The sequence below is a fragment of the Thermicanus aegyptius DSM 12793 genome (genome assembly GCF_000510645.1).
GTDB classification, from domain to species: Bacteria; Bacillota; Bacilli; order Thermicanales; family Thermicanaceae; genus Thermicanus; species Thermicanus aegyptius.
Map to the genome: position 1 here is coordinate 2182192 of NZ_KI783301.1, position 25609 is coordinate 2207800.

Below are 25609 nucleotides of genomic sequence, written 5' to 3' on the forward strand. Positions count from 1 at the left end.
TCCTTTTCTTTATTTTAAAGTCTTCTCTATACATAAAGGGAAAATAGCTCCGAAATTTACTCCCGGGTTAATGTAAATGGATCAAGCCAACCGTTTTCATCAGAATGAACAGCGATTCTGATTAAATCATGTCTGAATTTGTCCGGTGTGTCTTCTTCTCCTTCTTCAAATAGATTGTTTATCCCGATGAAAGGGCCGTCGGGCTCGAAATAAAGAAAGTGATTCCCTTGGATGGAATTACAGTATGGGCAAATATTTGCCCAATATTTCCTGCCAATGGTATTAGAAAAACGATACCGGATTGTTTTGGGTATAGGTTTCATCTTCGGAGGGTTATTGAAATAAGCACCTGGCCAAGTAAAAACAAGGATGTCTCGTTTACATTTCCAACATGTATAAATTCCATAACGATAATAAGCCGTTGGTAAATTGATCCTCATTGACTGAGCAAGAAGCTTTGCTTTGGCTTGAAACTTGCTCCATGCAAGTTTATATTTTTGTTTACATCCATCACAAACAAACGTTTTAGGACGTTCGGTTATGGGGCGCCATACCAGCGTTTCAGTTAAAATATCATGACCCAATAACTCTAAAAAAGGCACTGATAATCTTTCGGTTTTAACTTCATCAACGCCGTGAGTTACTTTGATTTCAACAGCTATCTTTACTACATTGCCAGCCATTAAAGCTACGTCTACAACATAACCTTCGGAGAGTCTATATTCCAAGATTGCGTCGGTTATTTCGCCGGGTAGTGGATGATTCTCAACCGTATGGCATATCCGACACTGTCGCTGTATGACAGGCGTATCGGCGCGACCCGCTTTCCAATCGTAGATAGATTTTTGGACTAATAGTTTTGCGGTTTTATGCAGGATAGTTTCTTGATTGCATTTTATGCTAGTTTTATGTGCAAAGTGGGCCACCCGAACATTACCTTGCCGCAATACAACCGGCTCCCCACATACAGGACAAAAATATGTTTTGTCCTTTTTTGCTTCTTCCGGACGATAAAGTTTGCTTTCTTCATCAATAGCTAAAGGTACTAGAAACATAGGTAATATGCCTCTCTTTCATACCTTTCAGAAGGTCTTAGACACTTTATTCCTACAAACAAAGAGCCTTATTGTGCATGTCAAATCGTCTCTTTAGTATTTCTTTTTTCTGTTCTTATTCAACAAAAGTAAATTAAAATCCTCCAATGATCATTGTTTTTTCTAAATCACTTTCGTTTTTTTATTAGTTTTGTCCGGTTTTGATCTCTTCTTCTTTACCACAAAGAGGGCTTGCGCGTATTCCCCAAGATCTAGCTTCCAACGCCCACCATATAAATCCTTCCCCCCGGCTAAAATTATTATTTCTTGGATTAACATTTTCGCCCCTCTTTTCTTCGAATACTTTAAGAAAATATTCTTGGTCCGAATAAACGTGGTTTAGGGCTGGAGAATCGTTTAAAACGCGTTTCTTAATCCAAGACCCAGCCCATCCTCATATCCTCATTGATAATGCGCGCGCCGTGGATGTAGATCATACCGGCGTTGTTCCATGCCAGTTTGATTCCTATAGGCAATTTGGGAAAGAGACGGGATACTTTAATAGCCATTTCCATCACTTTTTCTTTTTCCGGAGCCTCCCAGGAAACGAGGGGGGTACGATACTCTGCGGGTATTTCGTGTTTGACGGGTTTATATGGTCTCCACGTCCAAAAAATAGGTTTTTCTGCGACAGCGATTTCGCATAAGTGATTTGCCAAAAGGCGCATATCATTAAGGGTTGTGCTGGCAAAAACCGGTGTCCTTACGTCCAAGAGGATTCCGGATTCGGCTGCAAGACGTATCCCTTTCAACGCGGTATTGAATATCTGATTCCCGTCTGCGTGGCGGTTAACTATTCCGGCGACGGCCAGGATCGTGTCAGGGGTTCCTTTGAGATCCAGGGCGGCACTAAGCAAATAAGGGGAGATGCTCTTCAGCCAGTTCGGTGCGAGGCTGTGATGAGCAATGCTTGCCTTGTGCCCGAGAACCTCGGTTGAGTATCGGGCAATGGCGAGACTGATCCTCGGAAAGGCGGACGGGTCTCCGCCGGATAGGCGAATTCTTTCCCCCTCGCGAACAGTACGCTCTGCCAGACGGAAGAGATCCCGAATTCGCATGGGAGCTACGCTGGCTTCCGCAAACTCTTGCATGTCCCTTTTGCAATAAGGGCAGGCTAACTGGCACGAACCAAAACTGAAGATACGCAACGTTTCCACTCCAGGCACGTGTTTCTTGCTTCCCTTACCAGAGAGTAGTTTTTCTGAGCCTGGTGTTTTTTGATAGCTGTACCACCATCCGGGGTTAAATCGGCGAACTTCCTTGCCGATGACGCCCTGGTGGCGAAGCATCAATACACTCTCCGGTAGCGATAGGTCGTTCAGAAGGTGAAGAAAATATTTTTCGTCTACAAGTTCTTCTTGATTATTATCATCGAGCAGGATGTAAGGCATTTTTTGTTCCATCAGATTGCGGCGAAACCCCCGACTTTAGTCGCGGGGTGAAATGCCGTTCCTCCTTTCTTGGTTTACATGTTGTTTTTTAAAAAAAAAAGGGGCGGCGTTATAAACCCCCTCTACCATGTTTCCCGTCCTCCCGTACCTTTGAATATCGGAAAGTCGAAATCTTCATAGTCAGAGGAGACCCTGAGGGCCTCCTCCATTTTTCTCCGGGTCCATCGATTCCATTCCCTACGGATGGAGGTGGACTCTTTATCCGTGCGATTTTTGGCTCCTCGGAACCGATTCCGAAACGAGATTAAGGCTGAAGGAAATTTGCCGCCAGATTCGCAACCAAAGCATAGTTGATTTCCTCAAGGTTGGCTATGGCATACGGTTCGAGATAATTATATGTGGAGGAACCGAGTTCTTTCGAGAATATGGCAAGCACCTTATATATACTTTCAGGCGTGGCATCGGCATTAAGATTTACTTTTTCTATTTCCTTCTGATGTTCGGAAAGAGCGGTAAGAAGGTCTAGGCTAATACCCTTGTTGTGAATAATTACGCCCAAGAAAAGGTTTATTGTTTCCCGGTTTGTGATCGGTTTTTTTCCGAATTCCGATACTTCGCTTTGGAGAAATTTGCTTTTGTCGATTATGCCCAATTCCCTCAGTTTAAGCAACCCTTTAAATTTTGGGTCTGGTTCGCCGTTTTTCTTTTCTTTCTCCTTGATTTTGGAGACAATTAATGCTTTTAAGTTTTCGGCTTCCTCTTTCGTTAGAGACTTCGCTTCCGTCCTGTGCTTGTACTGAGGAAGGAATACTTCCACAAAATCTTCCGCAAACATCTCGACGGGCCGCTTCCCCCATATGGGATCGGTATCGGAGTAATGGGATACGCCTCTAAAGTTTTTATACCAGGCATAATCATTTTGGTCGAAATAATAAAAATAAATAAGGTGCCCCAATTCGTGGGGAACCGTCCTTTGAACCGGCGAGTTAACAAGGCCCCATGCGCCAAGCACCACGGAATTGTAGGGGGAATCGGGTCCTCCCCAAACCGTATAAGCGCTTGCAGAACGGAATTTTGCGTTTGTTGCATAAAAGGCATACCGCTTGCCTCCAAAAAGCTGGTTTATGTCTATGCCGCTTTCTTCTAATTTCTGGAATATGTTGCGCAAAGCGGATTCGACTTCGGTTACAGGCAAGTTTTGACCTTTACCTATATCTTTGTATTTTTCCAGAATCTGTTTTGTCCATTGTGGAAGTTCGTTAAATGCAATTTGCTTTACGACAAATCCGGATACTTTTGTTTCTTTTTCTTCGGCAACAGCGGATATGTTGAAGGTGTTCGCTATTGCAACGGCAAAAAGAAAGAGGAAAAGGAAAATTTTAAATCTGTTTTTAAACAATTTTAACACCAGCCGCAATAAATAAAATAACCAGGATGGCCGATACCCCTATGATCCGGTCGGCTAATGTTCCGGTACGTATACCGATTACTTTAAATCTTTTCTTATACGGCCATAAAAGCGGTACGCCGGATGGTGTGAGCACGTCCCCCGCGATATGAACCCCAATTCCTACCGCCAGTCCATAGAAAAATGGGTACGAATAGTATCCCGCAAAAAGGAATAAGAGCATGAATGCCAGGCTATGCGTGATGCCGCGATGCCCGAAAAGACTGATCAAAAAAGAGATAAACGGCATTTTCTTTCCTATAGTGCTTCCCGTGTGATCAATGTCCGGGAGAAGAGATCCTAAAATAACGGCTGATGATACTTCTATGGGAAGATGTAAATATCGGTTAAGAAGAACCGCTGTTAGAGTCCCTGTCGCAAGGTGCGTGAATCCGGTCATCAAAATCTTCCTTTCTGTTTTTTTCTGTTTTTTTTTATCCAAAAGTTTTGTTAAAAGGCAAAAAACAATTTGGTTTAAATTGCTTTCGTTCTTTCTTCTTTGAACTTTGCTAAATTTCGAACTGGATCTCTCAGATCCATGTCTGTTATGACGCGTACTTTTATTCCTCCCCCCAGAAACATTTGAAGTGGTTTTAAGTGAATCAGGGATTCTGCGATGATGATCAATCTTTCCCCGGGTGGATTGTGTTTTAACGTAAAAAGGATGTCTGTTATATCCCCTCTCACCACATAGACAAAATAAACATGATTCGCTTCGACCATCCCGGTATAAGGGTCCGGGGCTGGAAGGACTTTGGATGGATGGGTTTGGTTGAAATAACTGTAAAACTGGAAGAAGACCAGCTTTTTTAAAACGTCTTCCGTTTTATATCTCAGCCAGTAGTTTTCATCGTATTGGATTCCAATGGCCGGGGCCGCCGCCGGTCCCAGGGTGTATACAGGGATGGCTTTCTCTTCCTCCCCGTCCCGGATGATTTCGTGACGGATGAGTTTTTTGGATTTAACCATGTTCTTAAGTTTCATCTGCACCAATCTTTTATTCTGGGTCGGGAAAAAGATTCGTCTCAGTTGTCTTGTCCCAATCAGACCCAGCGAAGAGATGGCACGAAGCATTTCGATTTCCCTTTCGGATTCCAAAGTTTCATAGGTTCTATATTTCACGTTTGATCGTAAGATCGTCCATTTTAAATCCCAAGTATGCCCTTCCAGCGAAAAAGGGCTGATGGTTTGCGTCTCCAACAAGACTATCACCTCTTTTTTTTTAAAAAAATGCAAATGAAAGACGTTTAGAATACTTTTTCTGGGTTTTTTGGTAAAAAAGTATTGACAGAGATATATAATCCGAGTATACTAAAGACATAAACCTCCTTTTTTCCCCGCCTGAGTTGGTACGCACGGCTCGGCGGGGTTTTTATTTTTTTTATTTTTTTTAGAGCTCTCTTTCCAAATATTCGCGTATTTCCTGCCACTCACTTTCTGAGACGGGCACTTCGTAGATCATTTTTTCCGTCTCGAATGTTAAAAGTTCTTTGTCGAAGTCAATATACGTATATTTGACTATTTCTGTATATTGAAGCATTTCTGTATATTGAAGCGGTGTATCGAGATTTCTAAACGCGATTTGCCTTGCTTTGGTGCTTCGTAAAATTTGTGCCTGCTCATACGAAAAACGGGCAAGCACAAAGTCCGTTAACATCTCAACGGTGATTTTGAATTGATTGTCTTTTACCACAAAATTTATTGTGTGAAGCCCTCTCGTGAGTGTATACACATTATCTCCCCTCCCCCTGTTATTTACCTCGGTAATAGACCGCCTACGTGATGGCGGCTGATATCCACCAAAACTCCGTTTGCCAACGCAAATGTTATTGCGGCCAAAGTGTACGAATCCTGGATTTTGCCTGTTAAGATGTCGCTTAAAATCTCCTCGGTACTGTTAAGTTCGACCTTTGCGATACCTTCTTTTTCATCCCCCTTAAAATCGTCACCGTTAAAGTTGGCCATAAATATTCCAACTTTACCGCTAAAAATTCCTGTATCTGGATATACATAGCCAAGCAAAGTGCAGGAATACGGCATTTTCCCTACTTCACTTCTTCCGCAATTTCCCGAATTGCCGCTTCTTTCTCCGATTCTTCGTTTTTTTTTTACAAAACCTCGCGGGATCTCTTTGGAGAATTCGCCAATTGGATAACGAAAAATTTTAATGGTTATGATCTTGTCTTCTACAAACCCAAGCGTAGCAACGCCTACTAAGCCGGAAGGTGTTTTTTGGGTGTGTTCTACTGAAACATAGCTCCCTATCCTCCCATCAGGAAACTTAACTTGATCCTTGTTTAGCGTCAGGTATTTGTCTTTATACACAATCTCTCGGCTTAACCTGGTTATAATTCGTTCCATTAGAACCCTCCATTGTTCCTGCGCGGCTCCCTCTTGCCTTTTGCAACAAGAGGGAGGTTTCCGGCAGGGTTTATCTTTTTAGATAATTCGTACGATCCTTCCCCGAATCTGTTCTTTCTTCGGGTCAACGTGAAGCACTCTCATCAGTACCTTATCCCCTTTTTTCACGTTCTGGTATCGCGGATGGGGGCATAAGGCATCAACATTCGGCTCAAGGTTAACAAAGACGCCGTACTCTCGTACACCGGATACTTTGCCCACATATTCCCCCCGCTCCTGATAACGCTTCGTGCATTCCGGCCACGGGTTTTTCTTGGCTTGTTTCGCGCTTACTTTTACCTTCTTGTTCTCTTTGTCCAACTCGACGACTTTTACGTGCAGGTGGTCTCCTACTTTCACTTTTTCCTCAAGGTCGTCGATCCAGCCGTAATCTACTTCCTCAATGGGGATCTTCACCATAATCCCCCCAATATCCGCCCTAACTTCAATCGGGGTAACTTCCCGTACCACCGCAATGATGACAGCCCCTTCCTCCAGCCGGTTCCATGTAAGTCCTGCCATGTGTTCCAAAGCATCTTTACGGGAGGCGACAAAGGTTTCTCCTTCCCGGTCGTAGCTTACAACCTTAAAAACTACGTCTTGTCCGGTGAGCTTTCTTAGTTGCCTGATGTCTTCTACTCCCGAAAAATCAATCGGGATGACACCCCGAATGTGACCAAATTGCACGATGGCGCATACTTTGTTTTGCAAGGTTTCAATTCCGGTGACGGTTCCTTGCAAGATGAGTTTGTTCTGAAAAGCACTGTAGATTTCTTTCCAATCCTTATCGTAAGTCTCCTCTTCGATTTTTGTCGGGTTAAAACCCTCGATTAAGATTCCGCGGATTTCTTCCATCATGAAACACTCTCCTTTTTAGTTTTTTAATTTAGTTTTTTAAAAGAAATCATCATCGTCATCGGGCACATAAGCCCTTTTTTCTTCTTCCGGAGGTTTTTCTTCCGGTTCATCTTCAAGGCTGGGGGGAGAGAAATCCTCCTCGTTTGATGTGAAGAGTTCCCCCTGAACGGAATGTGTTTCTTTGTCTTTGTGCCGGAAGGTTATCTTTTTGGGCTTGTCTTCTTCAAGCGCCTCTAAGGCTTCTAAGGCTTCGATTCCCAGTGTTTTTTGCGGCGTTTTTTGCGTTTCTTCGGCTTTATCGTTTGTTACGGTTTCAGCAGAGATTTTGTTTGCCGTGCTTTCTAAAGCACTTTCATTTGCGGGTCTTGTTGTTTCATTTTCTTGTTGTTCTTGTTGTTCTTGCTGTCTTTCTATTGGCTCGTGTTTTTTTCTCTCACCTTCTTTCTCTTTTTTCTTCCAGAAATTTAATCTGTAGAATATAAATTTGGATTTGCTTTCGTTTTTCTCCCACTCCCTCCTTTCCTTCCAGTCTTTCGGGACGAAATTTCCTTTGCCGATTCCTGGTGTTTGCTGGACACCGTTTTTCATGAGTTTGTGGATGAAGTGAAAGCGCGGAAGAGAGTACATGATTTGCGAATAGTAGTATCGATATTCTTCGATTTCTACGTCCTGGTATTTTTCGGGCAGTAAATTCGGGATAAAGATTCTGTTGGCATACGTTCCTCGCCGTTCGATCATTTGCCTTTTTCCGAGTTCTTCCGCGAATTCTTTGGCGTCTTCCGCAGTTACTCCACCAAAGACGATTTTGTTGCGGCACCCGTTTAGGATTGAACGCTTGATCGCTCTCCCGCTCATTTTTCCACTTTCAACTTCGAGTTGAGCAAGGGATTGTGTGGCAAAGATTCCGGCTACGCGATATTCCGCCGCGATACTCAGGAATCGCTCAAAATCCGGGTTAATATACCTGGATAGTTCGTCCACGATGAGAAAATGAGGTATGCGCGTGCGCTCTGTGCCTGGTCTCCGAAATGTCCCGCTCTGGAGGTGCATGACGACGAATTGACCAAAAGCGTCTCCGCTTGTGCCGAGTTCCCCTAAAGCGGTGTTGACGGCAAGAATCCCTCCTTTTAAAAAATGTTCATCGATGTTCAGGCTGTCTTTTCCGCCCATGATCGCTTTCAGGTTTGTGTTTGATGTGAGGTTTTCTAATTGTGCACGCAACCCGATTGCGAATTGGCGGTATTTATCCCTCAAAGAGCCTAAAAGTTCAGACTCAAAAAAACGAACGAGGTCTGTAGCCCCGTCACGTGCTTTTAGTTCTTTTACTTTTTTCTCGAGAAGTTCCGGGTCACGCAGTGTTTCTACAACGTCGATCAGGTCAATGTTGTCACCGTATAGCGTCTTGAGGAGCTTTGTTGTATTCCTTGCCGCAAGCTCCTGAACCGTCGCAAAGAAAGGGTCCTGCTTCCCAAAGAGACTCTTTAACACAGACACCGTCGCTTCCGCCACAGTGTCCATGTCCCCTTTCATCGGGTTGAAAGTGTCGCTTTTGTAGTCAGGGTCATAACCTCTTACGATGGCATATTCACGGTTTCTCGCGGGATCGATATGGACGAACGGCAGTTCCATCGCTTCTGCCATCTCCCGTACCATGAAGGCCATATCTCCCTTGGGTTCGATAACAGATAATCCCAACTGCACTCCCCGTTTTTTCATGAGGAGTAATTGATAGATGATCGGCTTTAGTAGTGTTGCCGTCTTTCCGGAACGAATCGGCCCCACAATGAGCATGTTTGTAAAAAGGTCATCCCCTTTTAGCTTTATGGCTTCTATGGTGCCACCCCCTTTATTCTGCTATTTTCAAATCTTTTTCTGTTTTTTCAGGCACGGCTTCACCTAAGACAAGCGTAAGCTCTTCCTGCTTCTCTCTGTTTGAAAGGAATTTGAGTTTGTTTAACCAATTCTCTTTCGTCTTCGCGACGAGTCTTTCTTTTTCTATGTTGCCTCGTGTACGCCTGTATGAAATGAGTGCCGCTCCGTACATAAAAAGGAGCGCGGCACCCACAAACGTCGCGAGTATGAGGAAAATTCGTGATACGATGATGGGCTGGAGGGGATAGTGGTTTTCTGTCCATACGCCGTATACCCAGTTTCCGATGAACACCGATCCCACGGCAAAGAATGATGCGACGATGACGAGATCATGCTCTTTGTTAAGCAAAAGTTTTGTTAGGTAGATTGCAACGAAGATAAAGAGCATGATGCTTAAAAACCATATCGGGTAAATGGTTCCGTAGATTGCCCCTCCCCATAACACGAGGCTTAAAAGGAGTAAGCTCAAGGGAAACATGGTTTAGCCCCATTTCTGTACCGGCTTTACCGGATAGTTCTTTAAAACGAATCGGATTTCATCCGCCATGATCCCGCGGAGGAAGTAGAAGATCTCTTTTTGTGTCTCTGGATGATATTTTTTTAGTTCTTCTTCAAGCGTCGGGTCAGAAATTAGGTTCGCGATCGTTTTAAGCGGATTGATCAGAGTATGTTCCATCTTTTTTCCCCCTTTCATTAAAAAGATCTTTGATGTCGATTGACTCGAATGTGATGAAGTGTTGGTCTCTAAAGTATTTTTGATACTCGGAAACCATTCGGTTTGCCACAAGAACCTTGATTTCCCTTCCGTATTTTTGTTTTTGTTCTTCCGTCATTCGTGTGAGGTTGAAGATCATCATGTAGTCGTTTGTGAGCAGATTAACAAGATATTCACCCCCTTCTTTTGAAATCCATTTCAACCACGGGTGATCGCTTTTTATCACCTCCTTTCCAAGTGCTTGGAATAATTCTTCGTCGCTTGCATAGTGTTTGAGGTACCTGATTCCGAAGTTATAAGGGAGGAGAAGAATTTCTCCTCCCATAACCAAGCGTAACTGGTTGCTTTTTTCGATGAAGTTCCTGAAGCTGGTTTCGCCACCAAAAAAGACGGCGATATTTGTGGTTTTAGCAATAAAAGTGATTTCTTTTATCACTTTGACAATGGCGACTTCTTTTGCCTTGTCCTCAAGATAGTAAATCTCGTATTCTACCCCTGCCGGAGAGATGAGCTTTCCTTGCACAAGATCACCCCGGTTTCGGTTCTCTTCTCTTTTGACTTCACGGCTGTCTTTATATTGCCATCCGGATTTGGCAAGTTCGAGAAAGATTTGATTGACCTTCGCAAGGTATCCGATCTGCTTTTGATTGACCCGGTTGTTCGCAGCAGGGACTTTGCTTTCGATCTTGCCGTTTTTGTGTAGAAGCGTGATCCCTTTATCGGTGATGTAGTACCCCCCTGTTGTCGCCCTCCCCTCTTTTTTGATTCTTGAATATGACTCGATCAATCCTGTGTTCTTCATGAGGTATAGCTTGCGGTAGCAGTAGTTTTTTTTACCGTCAAAAAACATCTCCGCAATCTGTTCTGTTGTAAGTACACGGTGTTTGTAGATTGCGGAGAGTATTTCTAAATCTCTTTCGTTTATGCGTTTGATCGTATCAGGCATGATCGTCTTCTCCTTATCTATAGAACTTTATCTATAGAAGTTGTGTTCGCCGATTCGGGTGATGAATTCCCTGTTCTTTTTAATCCAGTTGTTTTTATTTTTGCTGTTTTCAAAATAGAGCGCATCTTCCAATACGACCACCCCTTCCAATGCTTCTTTAGCCGCTTTTATATCCTCTTCTGTCGGCGTGTTGTTAATCTTTTTGTTGGCGACGGGCGTGAACTGCCCTTTTTGGAAGATCACGTCTTTGATGGTGTTGGGAAAATCAGGACTTTTTACTCGATTCAGTACCACATTTGCCACGGCAATCTTTCCTTCGTATGGCTGGTTCCCTGCTTCAGCGTGAATAAGACGGGCAAGCAACATGACTTCCGTTTGATTTTCTTCTGAGAGACTGGAGATCGTTATATTTTTAGCCTTGGATGGAGTTTTGTATTGTTTTATGGCGAGTATATCCTCCTCGTCAGATTGACCGATCAGAATAGGCGGCGCTCTATTGGGTTCGATTTCTACTTTTCTTAATCCGGTGAAGTGTGTCACTGCCAAAACGAGTGAGATAACGAGAGAGATGAGAATTAAGGTAATGTTGATATATGTTCTTTTCACGGGTAACCTCCTTGTGATAATTTTCACATGGATTGATTCCTCCATGATGGAGGGGTCTACAAAACCACGGCGGGAAGGCCCGCGTCTTTAAGCGTGGGAGAATATTAACCCTCCTGAATGGATGTTCCTACTTATGGTACTGCCGTTGTTGAAGTAGATTCAGTTTTGTGATTTATTTCACATGCTTTGATTTCTCCATAAAAGGCGGGAAGAACCTCCTTTGCGTTGTGTTTTCTTAACCGCTTTCTACCCTTAATGCCGTACTTGGATTAGATTGCCTTCTGTGTCATTTAGTGTTTGACACTTCCTGCGGTGTTTAGCATTTGCCACTTCGTTTAAGGAGCGTTTTTGTATGGCCGTTTTTCATCCCCATGAGAATCATGCGCTCGGTTTGATACACCGTATTATCCCCATTGATGGATTGATGTGAAATGGAGTTTGATGAAGAAATGTAGTGTAGGTTAAGGGCTGGAGGGCTTTTCTAACATTCGTGAGGTATATTTGACTATCTTTTCCATCCTAATTCCATGACGTTATTTGGGGTAGGAATCTATTTTGGACTGGAAATTGAAATCCGGTTTTGGGATGGATTTTTCGTTATGGGGCTGGGGCGTTTTGCAACGTCATTGAGCTTTTCTGAATGATGTGCGGAGATGATGATTTAATGTTGGGGTGGGGCTGTTCCGTCGTCGCAACCTAAGATTGCTCCTCCGGAACTTTTATTATTTTTTCGAGACACCCTAATTATTAAGGAATTAGTCACTTCTCCTTATCCCAAAAGTCCTTTCGCCCATTTTTCCGTGTCAAATCGTACCCTCATTTTGACATTTTTTTCTCTATTTTTCCGACCCCTCAAAAAAAGCCGTCATTTTGACATTTTATTTTTCCATATTCTGTAATTTTTCGTTAACCTTTTGACATGGATTTTTTCTAAATTCTGTTAAAAAGTGAATGAAATTTTCCATTGGCAGAACAAAGACGGTGACCATATCTCCCCTCTCCTTATTCAACATCCCTGTTTCCATTATTTCAATATTTTCCCAGCTATCATCTTCTATAATTTTTGCCCTCCGGATGCCATCTATCACCCATTTTCGATTGCGGTTATCGAAGTCACGTATTTTCCTGTTTGAAAAAGAGTAGACAAAAAGAAGAAGAGCTTTCTTGATTTTTTGCGGCATCTCAATGTTTTCCATCGCCTGGATCGTCGCTGAAATGTAGTAATCACGTATTAAGCTACTATATTTCTTTTCCTCTTTGTATGTTGGGAGTAGTCCCGGATAAGTGATGCGATAGACCGGATAACCATTATCTTGAGAAATCATGAGATCGCATTTCGGAAGTCTATGATGAGGATATATTCCGGTTCTCTCTGGTTCATAGGACAAAAGGTTCACTTTTTCATCGTAGATCAAACTCCTCAGTAACTCGACGTGATATATCATTTCATCGATGAGCGCTTTTTCTCTATCAAACATTTAGTCATCTCCTTTTCTTTTAAAATAAATCCTCAATCCCATCAAAGATATAGCTGGATATATCCAGAAGATCTTTTTTTTCTGCTGATTCCGGCTGTTTTGCTTCCTTTTTCGATTCCAAAGTTAAGTCGCCGCTTTCTAAGACAGATAAGATTCGATCTATCTTTGCTTCAAGCGTCTTAATGCGGTCATCAAGTTCTTTAATTCGGTCGTCTGTTGAGAAGAGATAAGCGTCAAGGGCTTTCCTTATAAGTTCCGTTCTATTTTTGGTCTCTTTTAATTTTTCTTCCTGTCTTGCCGTTGGCCTAAAGGATATAATCATCCAACCCTGTTTACACCCCTTTCCCCTTATCCCACAAGGCATTATCTTAGTTTTTTCTGTTTCTTGTATTACAAGTGACCTCTCATATTCTTTTTACTTGTAATACAATCTTTTCCCTTATCCTATAAGGTTTTATTAAGTTTTTTTCTGTTTCTTGTATTACAAGCGATCTCTTATATCCTCTTTCTTTGTAATACAACTACCTAAAAAAAACGGCTTCATCCCTTGTCTTGCAAGGCTTTAATCGCGTTTACAATCAGATCGATTGTTTGTATTACAAAAACTCATTTTTTTGCCTTCTAACCCTTGTCCTGCAAGGGTTTTAGCGTGTTTACACTTTCCTTGTTTGTTCTTGTATCCTCCCCAAAATCAAATATCCGATGGCATCTGCAAATTGACCGTCCCTCGGGAATTCTACATTCGGATGGAAGTCTTCAAGATATTCTTTAAGCTCTAAAGCTCCTCCGCCACAGAAAAAGATTGTGCGGACAAATTCTTTCTTTTCTCCCCACATAGAGGTGATGTGCCTTTTGATGGTAGAGGCTACTGTTTCTTTCGCTTTACGCAAATCGGAAGATATATCGATCTCTCTCCCTGCGAAATATTGCCTTCCTCCCTTTTTTATGATGTCTTCAATAATAACGATGTTTGGCCGGTGTCCTGTCTTTTCAAAAAAGGCGTCTTGTGCTAACGTTCTAATCTGCATACCGCCTACTGAAGCGTCTATCGTAAACGACATATCCCACATGAGTTTTAATTTATCTACCGCATGGAAAGTGACTACATCCACTGTACGAAAGCCGATGTTGACAGCCGAGATCAATTCTCCACTACGAAATAGTTCAGGTCTTTTAGGAAATCCTCCGGTGTTTAGAAGATTGGCATAAACGGAAGCACCCCCTTGAATAAAGACCGTGACTTTATCAAACTTGATGGTGCTTACTTGTCCTTTCTTTTTCCCGGTGAGGTGTTTCAAGTTTATGTTTATCTTGTTTAGCATATCTTCAAAGGCATCTTTCTGTTCTTTGAAGTGTCCAAAGGGGAGCCCGGTAATGAGATGTATGGGCTGAGGGTCAGGGGGGAGAAGCTCCCCTACTGCCGTTGCTAGGAGAATTTTCGTCTCCGGCTCATTGATTTTATTTCTATCAAAAGCATACATGGCCATGCGAGATTCTAATGCTAAGTCGCCGACGAAGTATTCCTCCGCCTTACCTCTTTCCTCAACCCTTACGTGAATGTCGTTTTCCCCTTCATCTGGCCCAAAAAGCCTCATTATGCTCCGGTCATGGGCTGGGGAGATGAGACTGCGGAAGAGTACCCTCTCCCCATTTTCGTTGATCCCCTTTACATAGCCATAACCGATGTCTACGGCAATTTTAAACATCCTTTCAACCTCCTATTTCCGCTCCACAAATTTTTGAATCTCTTCTACACTTGCCCCTGCACCAACGATCCGCCCAATCTCAACCTTCCTGCCGTTTACATCTTTCATATGGACAAGAACAGGGACTTTTTCAACCTTGAAGAAAGAGAAAACATCTCTTCCCCCTTCTTGCTCACCTTCTACTGCATAGATAGGCAGGGCATTCGGTGTTTTGGTGTACTGATCCAGCACCTTTGCCATCTCATGACAATATGGGCAGCGATCAAGGTAAAGAAACAAAAGATATTCGGATTCTTTTTGATTCTCGAACTCAGTGATCGCATTCTTGCCGTTAAGGTTTGTTGCGAAAGTAAAATCCCCTTCACCTTTCGGCGGAGAAGAGGAACACGCCGCAAGAATAAAGATCAATCCCACCAACAAAAGATACAAAAGATATTTTATTTTTCGCATACGATCTTTCCTCCTTGATTTTTACTTTCTAACCTAGAAAAACGAAGAGAAAAACAAAAAAGCCCGCTTCGCTTCAACGCAAAGCAGGCCATTAAACTCCATCTGTTAAAAATGGGCAGGCTTCGCCCATCGAATTGTCAAGTATTATTTTAGCAGGTTTTTGTGCAAATGACAATAGACAGCGCAAAACTTACTTTCTTTCTTTTAGAATTCCGGGGCTTCTTTTCTCATCTTCGCTTCACTGGATACGGTAATCATCGGCTCCCAATTGCCGTGACCTATTAAATCAGTGATGGGGAAAAACATGGGCACGTGATAGTCTACTTGTACTCGCATCGGGTCTCCACTAAAAATCTTCACATCCCGCAGCGGATCAAACCTTTTTCCTGTCCAATAAGTTCTGTTCCCGTTTCTTTCGATGGCATCATAGATCCGCCATTCGGTGGAATACATTCCTACATTGATCTCGTAGAAGGTTTGACGTTCTTTGCTGATTTTTCCATTTGCCGAATCGTATATCTGATACTCAACGTTATAGAATCCCGGTGTAGAGGGAGCCGTCACCTCCACATCCGCACGATAGGTAATTCCTTTTGGCACCGATTTGGTTAAATTCACGGTTTGGGCACTTACGACTGTATTTCCACGCATCCAGCGAATTTGTATCTTCTTTTCACCACCAAAATCCGTCTCGTCCGTATTCGTAAATCCAATGCGAACGGTTTTCTTTTCGTTGGTCAGCCAGTCCTTCGGGAATGTGTTTTCCTCTACCCAATCCACATGAAATGCCTGATCTTCGATTTTGATCCCGGTGAAGGTTTGGATTTTATCCCCTCCAATATTTAACGAGGTGTTAAAAAGGTTGTATGTCACGTTATAATCCCCTGCTTGAAGATTCGGGGTGGTGAAACTAATGGTCTGCGCGTGCGCATTTCCTGCATTTACCGTAGCCGAAAGCGGGAAAGAAGATCGCAATACCAATGCATTATTCGAAGCACTCCGCCATTCAACGTCTATCCTAACGTTCGAGGGATTCCATGCCATATCCGACGGATTTCTCATTTTCACTGTAACGGTATTTGTTTCACCTTTTCTAAGCACGGACGGGAAAGTGTTGGTATTATCCCACTCTACTTTAAAGTTGGATTCTCTTACTTCGATTCCGCTAAAGGTTTGAATCCTTCCTGCTTCTGTCCCGCTTACGAGCTTATAGACTACGTTGTACATTCCCGTGGTAGAGGGAGCCTGAATGTTTAAAGTTTGTGTTAGCGTTCCTCCCGGATTTACGGTCGTGGAAACAGGATAGGTCGGAGCCTGAATCAAAAGATTATCCGAGGCTCTCCGCCATTCTACTTTGATACTTGTGTTGGTGGGGTTCCATGTTATTCCGTTTGAGGGGTTACTTAGGCGTAGTGTTACTGATTTTGTTTCTGCTTTTGTGAATGGAGTTGGGAAGGTGTTGTTTGTATCCCAGTTTACGTCAAAGCTGTTTAGCAATGTGATTTTAGCAAGACCATCGCCCGTTCTTCCTCCGTTCTGGGTGTAACCATTTTCTACCCCACCGATATACCCGGAGCCGCCACCACCGCCGGAATCATCATTGTCATCCCATCCTGAATAATCATTTCCTCCGGCACCTCCACCATACCATCCGCCGCCACCACCGCCGCCACCGCTGTTAGACCCAGTGGTATTTGAGCCTCCAACTCCAAAGTAGCCGTCAGAACCGTAATTATCGCCTCCAGAACCTCCTGATGTTTGGGTACCTCCTCCACCTCCGTATCTTGTATAAACGCTCCCCCCATCTCCTCCTGTTAATCCTCCTCCAGACCCACCATAACCTAGACTATTGTTGCCACCTTGCCCTCCACCACCACCTGCTACAATAATCCGTTGATCAAGACTCGTGCCTCCATAGCGTATATCCGTTCCGCCACCGCCGGACTGATCACTCCTTCCGTGACCGGAACCACCGCCATTCCATCCATTCCTACCGCCAACATAAACATAGAGAGTCTCACCAGCATTTAAAGTTTTCTCGCCTCGTGAATATCCCCCTTGACCGCCGTAAGTGCCTCCACCTTGAGCTCCCCATACTTCAAGCTTATATCTCCCTGTATACGGCGTTGTAAAAGTCTGGACTGAGCCGGTATAGTTAAACGTATACGTGGTTCCTGCCCCACCTCCGCTTCCGCTGATGGTTCCCGTCTTGTTTGTCGGCGAGGTTGTATCTGCCCTTACGGTCGTGATATTGCCGTATTGCATATCGATGTCGTTAATTGCCGCTTGATATACATCTTCCGCGTAACCGACATTTTCGTAATTTATTACTTTATCGTGGATGCGGATAAAACTTCCTCCATTTGCATAACGGAATAGATAACCGCTTATATTACCGTTTGCGTCTCGAGCAAGAATAACATCTGGGCTGTATCCATTTCTAAGCGGACGTACTGATTCCCATCTATTTTTAATGCCCAAGGATGACCCTTCTTGCGTGATTTCCGTAAGACTACCTGTAACGAAGGTTTCTTCAAACCCTAAAACGCTTTTTGTTCCTTGCACACCCCAAGTGTCTATGTTTACGTTGTTATATCCCCTGTAATAAAGTGGAATATCTCCAACCCATACGATTTTTCCTCCTGCATCAAGATATTTCCGAAATGTTGCTTGTGGCGACTCATTTTCAAGAATGGTGTCAGGTGCAATATCTTGAGCGAAAACAACAACAGTATTTTTCGCGGTTCCGTTGCTTATCTGCTCTACCATCCACGTTTTTAATTGATCGGCATTTAGCCCACGAAAACCTTTTTCTTTAAGAAAATCTTTTAATTTACCCGATGTTGGCGTCCAGGACTGCCAATACCGCGTATCATCGAAGAAGATTTTATCTTCTCTGGATGAATTACCTTCTTCTTTTATCCTAAATTGCGATCCCGGAATAATAGAAAAGTCTGTATCCCCCGGTTTCTTCCAGGCTACTACTAACCCTTCTCCACCATCCCATTGTTGCATTCTTGCTTCAAAAGCGTGCCATCCTTTAGTAAGAGTGACCGCTGTATTATGATCAAAATTACCTCCGCCGGATTCTCTACTCATCCCGTGGGGGCCATACCATGATAGAATCACGTTATCATCAATGAGAATTTCAGAAGCATCATCACTATCTACGGCAAATGAATATTTTCCGTTTTCAGGGATATAAATTTCTCCGTAAGCCCTCCACGCATAATGACCATAAGCTCCAACGGGTAAATATGAGGGTTTTGGCCCGTAAAACGAAATACCTGTATGCCATTGGTGCCACTCGATTGACCCCTCATGGATTCCCTTTCCTCCTAAAACGGGAGTATTAAAACGTAGCAGGAAACTTTCTTTAATTTGAACTCCCTCTTCAAATGGGTAAAATTTATCCATCAAGACTTCCTGATTTACTTCTGTGGGACCGTTTTTTGATACCCGCCAAAACCCATCGGGCTGGAGGGCGCCATAATTGTTGCTGTAGTCCTTATCGTTCCACCCGTGTATATCCGCCAACTCTTGATCGTCAATCGGTATATTCCCGTCCGGAGCAAGTTTAACGTCGATGTAATCCGCTGATCCCCAATTTCTTATGCTAATATCAAGTGCTCTCAGGTTCTCTTTTTGTTCCGTCACGTGAGTTGCCGTTACCTTATACACTCCACCGCCTAGATTTTCGATGGTAGGGGATACGAAATAATGCCCGTGTTTATCTGTATAAAAAGTAATCATGATATCCGGCATTACAAAATTATTTGGCGTAAAGATCGACTCAAACTCATCATGATTATTCGCATATTTTTTTCCATCCGAATTAGGCGTAGGGTCTTTCCAGTTCGTAATATCCACCCATTCATAATTTAATTGCCCCGTCCCTTTTACACCTTCCACTTGATCATTTGATGGAACATCCTGCGGCGGCTTTTTCACTTCTTCCGCTTTAATCGCCACAGTCTTTCCAATTAACCCATCCAATTTCGCCCTCATCACTTCATCGGCGGGTTTTAAAGATACAAGCCCCAGCGAACTTAAACGGTATTCATTCCCGCTTTTCGACAAAACCCCGGTAATATATCCGTCCGGTACATTGTCTTGAACTCCGGTTGAAGAAATGGTGCCCGTCGGAAGGTGTGCGGATACAATCTGATATACCTTATACCTTGCCTCTTCTTCGCTCCCGTTCGTCGCCATCTCCCGCGCGCCTTCCCATGCGGCGCTTGTGACCACCTGCTTCGCTTCATACAACTGATACCCCACAATTCCACCGATCACGATAAAGAAAAAAACGGGCGCAGCAATTAGATATTCAATATACTCGCCGCGCTTGTCTTTCAAAATACGTTTCATTTTAGATAAAATTCGCATAGATGAACCCCCCTAACACAGATAGAAAAATAAATGGCGCAAAGGGTAATGTGTAGTTAAACTCCACCTTCCGAATTTTCTTATATAAGCGTATTCCAAAGCTCGTAATAAGAGCTAGAATGCTCGCAATCGCTAAGAAAAAAACTGCAGATGTCCCAAAAGAAACTCCAAGCGCAGCCGAAAGTTTTACATCTCCTCCTCCAACCCAGTTTGTGTTTATCATGGCCAGGATAAATAAAGGGAGTCCTGCTAAAAGGAGCCCCCACAAGGATTCCACCGGTTGCCATAACCATATAAACCCGACTGCCGCAATGATGATCGAAACAGAATCTGGTATGGTTCGGTTTACAAGATCGGTGATGGCTCCAATCAAAAGCGCGATCAAGATGACATAGAAACCATAGTATTTTACGGTTGAATAGAAAAACGCAAGAAGAATGGCGGCAGTAACAAGCAGGATAGCTAATAATAAGTAGCCTACAATCCTTGTTGTCCATGAAGTTTGCCTATCTCGAATAAACCTTCCATACAAGAGATTGCTGCCTGTTTTAAAGTAACCACCAGCTTTTCTTAATAAACCTCGACCGATTTCTTTGATTAGTTCCAAAACTCTTCACTCCCCTGCTTTTCTTCGATCGGATAAATCATTTTCTTTTGAATCACATTTACTGTGGGTTGTTGTCCTAAAAATTTCCACGCAAACGAAAAATGGTTTGCCGTCACTTTGGCCGTTACCACGGCTTCGATAAAACTTTGCCCGCTTCGATTAACAGGGTAAAATTCAACCGATTGAATGGTACCGAAATTACTTGCCATCGTGTTGAATGTGTTTTGTGCGCTTGTTCTTGAGGCATTCACGTCTCCAGTCCTGGCATAAGTTCTCGCCCCCTCTCTTGCGGCAGAGAAGGAGGCATGGTCTACAACTTGTATGCTGCCTAGATCGAATACCACAAAGATGAGGAAGAGAAGAAGTGGTAATATCAGGGCGAATTCAACGATGGTGCCCCTCTTACTCCAATTCTTTGACATTATTCCACCCTCGCTTTCGTGCGGGATGTCGATTCAGCTTTCAGTACGATCTCGTTCAAATCGTTCACCGGAACAGGGGTACCTGTTAATGCATTGAAGAGTTTAAGGGCTGGGACGACAAAGACAGTTTTGACTCGCGCCTCAGCGGTAAAGTAGTATTCGTCCAAATCACTGTAATCCCCGCGATCATCCGGAACCCCATTTCCCGTCACCGCGTCACTTAAGCCGCTTGAAATTGGCTCTCCGTACGCTCGTGAAAGATCGACGGTAATTCTCGTCGTCCCATCCGTCCCCCAGCCCGGATGTTTTTCGATGTTTTCAAGCATAGTGTTTACTGCAATATCAAAGGCTTCCAGGTCGTCGTTAATCAGCCGATAGTTTTGTGCGACGGGATATACCCCGATCAGATTGCCGTTATCGTCATACCTGTTTTCATAAGTCACGTCTGTCATCACATGCGCCCTCATCACCCCGGCAAGGGAAGCGGCGTCCACCATCGCCTGCAGTTCGTTTTTAATCATCCGGATCTGGGTAAATTCGATAACAAGGGCTACAAAGAGAATAAGAACCGGCATAAGATATGCAAATTCGATTAAGAAACCTCTTTTGTTTTTGATAGACTTAAGCACACCCATTTCACCCCTTTTGAACCATATTTCGGTAAAAAGCCTAGCAAGCCAGCGGCACAAACGCAGCTTCAATTGCCAGCGCGCTTTAGTGGATGGCGAAATGCCGCCGCGTGCCCGATTGCTGCGGTTTGCCCTACAAGGCGTGTCCCTACAAAGTGCGTTGCAATACCGACGAGCGCAACGCATCTGGCGGCGGGTTTCAAAATTTGATTTCAGAACACCTCCTAAAGCCCCAAAATGTCCTCTACAAAAACAAAAAAAGGGAGATCGGCCAAAAGCCAATCTCCCGTAAGTTTAGTTTTCAGGCGGGGGCGGAGGCGGCGGATTGCAGGTGTAGGAATCTCTACCCGTCTCCACCCATCCTCTCACTGAAATGGTTGTGCTTGCATTCGTGGTATGACCAGACCATGTTGCGCTGCCTTTAATCGTTTTCGCATCATGGGTATCTCCACTCGTCGAAGGCCCCGATGTTGACGCATATTCCGCCAAGGTATAGGTGCCGGATTTCCCATCTACGGTGACAGTCACCACAATGGGGAAATTGCTGTTGTTCGTCACCGTGGATGTGACCGTATAGCTTGCACCTTTCCATACATAGTGAGCTTGCGGATTAGAGGGGCTGGAGCCGTAGGCGCACCCCGTTGAAATGCTTTGGCTTTTCGTCTCGTAGTCTTTATCGCTTGTCGAAGCATTAAGCGTAAGCCCCGCATTGGCGACGATAAACGTGAAGCTCGCGGAATTTACCTTCGGCATCGGGCTTGCCTTATCCGGATCGAAGGTTACCTTAAACGTCTGTGTGTTCGTTGAAGCGGTGGAGGGGATCGCAATCTCTGATCCGCTGATCATCTCCCCTGCCTTGATCGTCCCTGTCTTTACGGTTTTGGTTCCTCTTGCGTCGATGATCTCCGCTTTGTAAGCGTAGTCAATGGTGTTTGGATTCCTGAACGTCCAATTGGTTCCGAAGGTAGATGGAGTCCCTGCGTGGTTCGATTCCAGAGTCACTTCCGGCACTTTGAAGGCGATGTACACCGGGGTATCCGTATAGATTTTCCCCAAGTTCCGCACCGTTTTGTAATCGGGATGAACATTCGGATGCCGGTTCTCCGTTACCCGGATGTCTACATCGTACTTCGCCTGCCCCTCATGACGTTTCACGCTATCAAAGGTAAGCTCCGTATCCCCGGGGGGTAGCGTCACATTTTCCTGCTTTTGTTCCGTTAGGTTAGCTACTTCCGCATCCGGCGTCTTTGAGACGAGTTTTACGCTTGCGACAATCGTAAAGTAGTTCGGGTTGTTCACCGTCATAATCAGGCGGTGATCCCCGGCTTCCTTTTGTCTTAGTGTCATTGTCGGTGTTTTGATTTCGTCCAGCACCGTTGTGGTCTCTGTTACTTTTTGCTGGTTTTGTTTCCGCTCATAGTGTGAAGCATCCACCCATATCTGCCCAGCCGGATTCGTCTGAGTGGGGGGGACGGGGTAGAAGACCCGTTGCCCGTCAATCTCCCCCCAGTACCCCGTCATTACCCAGGTCTGCCCAGCCTTGTTTTTCAAGGTCACCTGCGGGTATTCTCCTTCTCCGGAAACGCGAATCCCAAAGTTGAGATACAGAAACAGGAGGAACAGGAGAAAGGAAATACTTAAAACGATAACATGAAACGGTATTCTTTTATGAAGCATTTTCTCACCTCACAATCCATTGTGTCCGTTTATACCGGACGATGAGCGGCTGCCGTTCAATCCAGTATCCGTCTTCGACCCATTCGTCATACTCTTGGTAAGAAATATTTTCCGTCGTGGTGTACCGCAGGAAGGTTTGTTTATCCTGAAGTTTGTCCGGCGGGTATGCGATCGGATCGAAGGGGTCTTTAGGATTCGGTACATAGGAATCAAGCCGTGCGGCGATTGTCCGCGAATCCCGAAGATTATTGACGTTTGTATCTTCCACATGACGCGCCATGATCTGGTTCGGCGTAAAGGAGAAGAACATTGCCGGACTTTGATCAGGATAGTAATTTAATTCTTCTTCCTGGAAATGACTGTTGATCTCGCCTGATCCCGTCCCTTTCATATTGGCGTTCTTGTCCAGTTTCAGGGCAGCCGTTACATAGAGAACGACGGGGTCTTTGCTGGGGTTTTGCGTTGCGTCCGGCATCTTCCAGAGGAAGGTTCCTTCCACCGTCTCACCCGGGTCTATAAATGTTTGGATCAACTCCGGCCATGTCCCGCCGTTTTCTTCTTTCAGTTTCATGTAGGGATCATCGTTAATCTTGGAGTGAAGGGTTTCAAAGCTTTCACCATCACTATTTGTTCCTGCGTAATACGGCACATAAGAGTTGACCGTTTTCGGTTTCCCATCCTTATCAAGGTAATTACTAAAGGTGTATTCTGTACCGTAAAAGACGCCGATGGGTTTGCTTTCAAATATCTTGGGGTGCCCCACGCCGTCCGGTTTGGTGCTTACGACATAATACCGAAGAGCAAGGCTTGTAATCGGCTGGTCGCTGTTATTGGTGATGGAATACCTTGCCGTATAAATCTTGCCGGGGATGGCATAAGAGGGATCGGTAATCGCCTTGCTTTCATACTCACTCTTCCCTGCTCCAGCCAACGCATTGTCTACTTTCGGGGAGATTCCCGTGTCGGTAATCTTTACCGTTATTGCGTCGGGTTGTTTTACTTTATAGGGAAGAACGAGGATGTTCCGCCAATCTCCCTTAAAGTACGCGTCTACAATGTCTTGTATAGAGGTGTTGTCGTCATAGAGTTGTTTCACTTCATTCTCGTACCCGCTCGACGGCCCAAAGACTTTTAAAGGGTCTTTCTTTCGGACCACCACATCTTCAATGGCCTTACGCGTTGTTTGGATAATCTGTTTTTGTGCGTCCGTATTCGACGGGAAAAGACGATCTCCATACAGAATCTTCGCCCGGCCATTTCCTACGTTTTGCGTGTGGAATTTGTCCAATTGTCCTGAGTTTTTCTTTGTTGTATAGTCCTTTTCGATCTTCCCGATAATTTTTTTGTAAAGATCGTCAGCTAAGGTATCGGCGATCGCTTCTTTATCAAAGAGGAATGTCATCCCTTTTGCGGTATAATCACTTTCCATTTGCTGGAGAATTTTTAGCGTTCCGGAATTATTGTCTCCGCCTTTTAATTTTAGAATAAACGCATTTTTCAGAGTTCCGGTTTTGTCATTTACGATATCTTCATAGAAACGGTAGGGATTTAAGATCGGTACGATCAGGATATACTGGGAATTTGTTGGTAAGGTTACGTTAATGAACGGAGTTGCGCTTACGGCGCTTGTGGGGATGATTTTACCCGGCTGTTGCATCAGCACATCACGAATAGAGATTGTGTCGATTTCGTTTGGGTATCTTTCACTTTTTGGCATATAGCTTGCTACAAAGACCATATACGGCACTTCTGTTGCCGCAAATACGGCAGGATTTCTCCGTTCCACCTTAAATTCATCCTGGTGACTGTTGTAATAGTCGAGGTTAGGGAAATATGCTTTTGAAGTATTGATGGAGCTAAAGAGGCGAATCGTCAGGGTGTCGTTTTGCTCCAGGATGTCGAGATTTCCCACCACCGAATCGCTTTTCTTCTTGTCCCCGGAAAGCATCGTCTTGGAAGCGGCGACCGAGTATTCGCTGATCCCGACGTTGGTGTAGTGGTTGAACCAATAGGTGGCATTCTTTTTCAGGACGTGAACATCTTTGTATTGCACCTCAGCCATAAACTCCAGTTGCACCGTTCCTTTCTCAATCCCTGCACCTGCGCTTCCTGTTGGTTTAAAGCCCGTAAAGCCCGTAGAGCGGAAGTTTGTTATCCCATAGTTTGTAGCGGTTTGTTTCGTAGAACTTATCCCTCTGTAGATAACTTCATAGGTATCGGGGCCATTTGTGTATTTCCCTTGCCAGTAGAAATAGCCGTTGGTCGTTTCCTTATTGATGAACGCGGTGATCCCGTCGAGGAAGTCCCAGGAGATGTAGGGGACTTCGACTTCTCTCCCGCCAGATACGGGCTCCCGCAATTTAAAAACATATTGATCATAATTTTGGTCAACGGTTACATTTCCTCGACTGTCTTTGTGCGTGATGACGTTGTTCAATATCCACCAATAGGAATGGTACATATCCTTTACCAAATCGGTTGCCTGCGGGACACCCGCCTCCCCGCTTAAAGTGGCGTCTACCCCGGGAGGGGCAGTAATCTTTGATTCGTTTATCAAGCGGAGAGACCAACCATTATCTTTATTCCCTTTGTCATCAATCCGGATATATAGCCCTGTCCCTCCTTGTTCTGTTACCGTAACCGCCTGAACGGGGTCTGTTAAAATGTTGTATTTGGCGATGTTTTCATTCCCCATTCCGGCGATTTTTTGAAATTTCCAGCTTGGATTCGAACTAAAATAGTTGTGATTGGGGTAGCTGGAGAGATTAATGTCGAATTTGTTATTACTATCAAGGCTGCCTCCGAAAACAGGGAAGGAGGCGAGAAGCGAAAAGAGAAGGACCAAAACCAAAGAGGCGCTTATCCATCGTTTGTGTCGCAAAATCGGTTTCATCTTCATCATAACCGGCGCAGGAGACCCCTGCC

The 25609-nt window shown here is 44.2% G+C and carries 24 protein-coding genes; all 24 read right to left on the reverse strand.

Annotated elements, in window-relative coordinates; translation table 11 throughout:
• Positions 1–56 precede the first annotated feature (56 nt).
• The 24 genes from THEAE_RS0111550 to THEAE_RS0111670 all read right to left on the reverse strand — a co-directional run bounded on the left by THEAE_RS0111550 (position 57) and on the right by THEAE_RS0111670 (position 25586).
• Positions 57–1055: a competence protein CoiA family protein gene (locus THEAE_RS0111550; RefSeq protein ID WP_028987587.1), complete on the reverse strand. Its 999-nt coding sequence runs from the start codon at positions 1053–1055 to the stop codon at positions 57–59.
• Between the two features lie 162 nt (positions 1056–1217).
• On the reverse strand, positions 1218–1373 hold the full coding sequence (locus THEAE_RS23035; protein ID WP_156920612.1) for a hypothetical protein: 156 nt from the start codon (positions 1371–1373) through the stop codon (positions 1218–1220).
• A 92-nt stretch (positions 1374–1465) separates the two neighbouring features.
• Positions 1466–2497: a radical SAM protein gene (locus THEAE_RS0111560; protein ID WP_028987588.1), complete on the reverse strand. Its 1032-nt coding sequence runs from the start codon at positions 2495–2497 to the stop codon at positions 1466–1468.
• Between the two features lie 292 nt (positions 2498–2789).
• Entirely contained in the window at positions 2790–3884 is a 1095-nt protein-coding gene (locus tag THEAE_RS0111570) for a hypothetical protein (protein ID WP_156920613.1), read from the reverse strand.
• Positions 3877–4332, reverse strand: coding sequence for a metal-dependent hydrolase (locus tag THEAE_RS20765; RefSeq protein ID WP_052329948.1), 456 nt, complete (start codon positions 4330–4332; stop codon positions 3877–3879). The genes THEAE_RS0111570 and THEAE_RS20765 overlap by 8 nt, the downstream gene beginning before the upstream one ends.
• Before the next feature lie 74 nt (positions 4333–4406).
• Positions 4407–5135: a hypothetical protein gene (locus THEAE_RS0111580; protein WP_028987590.1), complete on the reverse strand. Its 729-nt coding sequence runs from the start codon at positions 5133–5135 to the stop codon at positions 4407–4409.
• Between the two features lie 187 nt (positions 5136–5322).
• Positions 5323–5664: a hypothetical protein gene (locus THEAE_RS0111585; RefSeq protein WP_028987591.1), complete on the reverse strand. Its 342-nt coding sequence runs from the start codon at positions 5662–5664 to the stop codon at positions 5323–5325.
• A gap of 23 nt (positions 5665–5687) precedes the next feature.
• A complete protein-coding gene (locus THEAE_RS0111590; protein ID WP_028987592.1) occupies positions 5688–6293 on the reverse strand; it encodes an NUDIX hydrolase in 606 nt (201 codons plus the stop codon).
• 78 nt (positions 6294–6371) lie between these two features.
• Positions 6372–7190 (reverse strand): S1 RNA-binding domain-containing protein, encoded by an 819-nt coding sequence (locus tag THEAE_RS0111595; protein WP_028987593.1) that lies wholly within the window; start codon positions 7188–7190, stop codon positions 6372–6374.
• Between the two features lie 36 nt (positions 7191–7226).
• Entirely contained in the window at positions 7227–8891 is a 1665-nt protein-coding gene (locus THEAE_RS20770; RefSeq protein ID WP_245605553.1) for a type IV secretory system conjugative DNA transfer family protein, read from the reverse strand.
• A gap of 145 nt (positions 8892–9036) precedes the next feature.
• Complete coding sequence (locus THEAE_RS0111605; protein ID WP_028987594.1) at positions 9037–9540, reverse strand: hypothetical protein; 504 nt, start codon at positions 9538–9540, stop codon at positions 9037–9039.
• 3 nt (positions 9541–9543) lie between these two features.
• Positions 9544–9738, reverse strand: coding sequence for a hypothetical protein (locus THEAE_RS0111610; RefSeq protein WP_028987595.1), 195 nt, complete (start codon positions 9736–9738; stop codon positions 9544–9546).
• Positions 9710–10723: a replication-relaxation family protein gene (locus THEAE_RS0111615; protein WP_028987596.1), complete on the reverse strand. Its 1014-nt coding sequence runs from the start codon at positions 10721–10723 to the stop codon at positions 9710–9712. The genes THEAE_RS0111610 and THEAE_RS0111615 overlap by 29 nt, the downstream gene beginning before the upstream one ends.
• Positions 10724–10750: 27 nt before the next feature.
• Complete coding sequence (locus tag THEAE_RS22085; RefSeq protein ID WP_052329952.1) at positions 10751–11329, reverse strand: cell wall hydrolase; 579 nt, start codon at positions 11327–11329, stop codon at positions 10751–10753.
• An 878-nt stretch (positions 11330–12207) separates the two neighbouring features.
• Entirely contained in the window at positions 12208–12807 is a 600-nt protein-coding gene (locus THEAE_RS0111625; protein WP_028987597.1) for a hypothetical protein, read from the reverse strand.
• 19 nt (positions 12808–12826) lie between these two features.
• Positions 12827–13129: a hypothetical protein gene (locus THEAE_RS0111630; RefSeq protein ID WP_028987598.1), complete on the reverse strand. Its 303-nt coding sequence runs from the start codon at positions 13127–13129 to the stop codon at positions 12827–12829.
• Positions 13130–13460: 331 nt separating this feature from the next.
• The gene (locus tag THEAE_RS0111635) at positions 13461–14513 is read right to left on the reverse strand and encodes a ParM/StbA family protein (protein ID WP_028987599.1); all 1053 of its coding nucleotides are present in this window, start codon (positions 14511–14513) and stop codon (positions 13461–13463) included.
• Positions 14514–14525: 12 nt separating this feature from the next.
• A complete protein-coding gene (locus THEAE_RS0111640; protein ID WP_028987600.1) occupies positions 14526–14963 on the reverse strand; it encodes a thioredoxin family protein in 438 nt (145 codons plus the stop codon).
• A 204-nt stretch (positions 14964–15167) separates the two neighbouring features.
• Positions 15168–19349, reverse strand: a complete 4182-nt coding sequence (locus THEAE_RS22090; RefSeq protein ID WP_052329954.1) for a glycine-rich protein — start codon at positions 19347–19349, stop codon at positions 15168–15170.
• Positions 19333–19956 (reverse strand): prepilin peptidase, encoded by a 624-nt coding sequence (locus THEAE_RS22095; protein WP_028987601.1) that lies wholly within the window; start codon positions 19954–19956, stop codon positions 19333–19335. The genes THEAE_RS22090 and THEAE_RS22095 overlap by 17 nt, the downstream gene beginning before the upstream one ends.
• Entirely contained in the window at positions 19947–20378 is a 432-nt protein-coding gene (locus tag THEAE_RS20790) for a TadE/TadG family type IV pilus assembly protein (RefSeq protein WP_039944447.1), read from the reverse strand. The genes THEAE_RS22095 and THEAE_RS20790 overlap by 10 nt, the downstream gene beginning before the upstream one ends.
• On the reverse strand, positions 20378–21007 hold the full coding sequence (locus THEAE_RS0111660; RefSeq protein ID WP_169729986.1) for a TadE/TadG family type IV pilus assembly protein: 630 nt from the start codon (positions 21005–21007) through the stop codon (positions 20378–20380). Before THEAE_RS0111660 ends, THEAE_RS20790 begins: the two co-directional genes overlap by 1 nt.
• A 294-nt stretch (positions 21008–21301) precedes the next feature.
• The gene (locus THEAE_RS0111665; RefSeq protein ID WP_156920614.1) at positions 21302–22564 is read right to left on the reverse strand and encodes a hypothetical protein; all 1263 of its coding nucleotides are present in this window, start codon (positions 22562–22564) and stop codon (positions 21302–21304) included.
• A 124-nt stretch (positions 22565–22688) separates the two neighbouring features.
• Positions 22689–25586: a hypothetical protein gene (locus THEAE_RS0111670; RefSeq protein WP_028987604.1), complete on the reverse strand. Its 2898-nt coding sequence runs from the start codon at positions 25584–25586 to the stop codon at positions 22689–22691.
• Between the last annotated feature and the right edge of the window lie 23 nt (positions 25587–25609).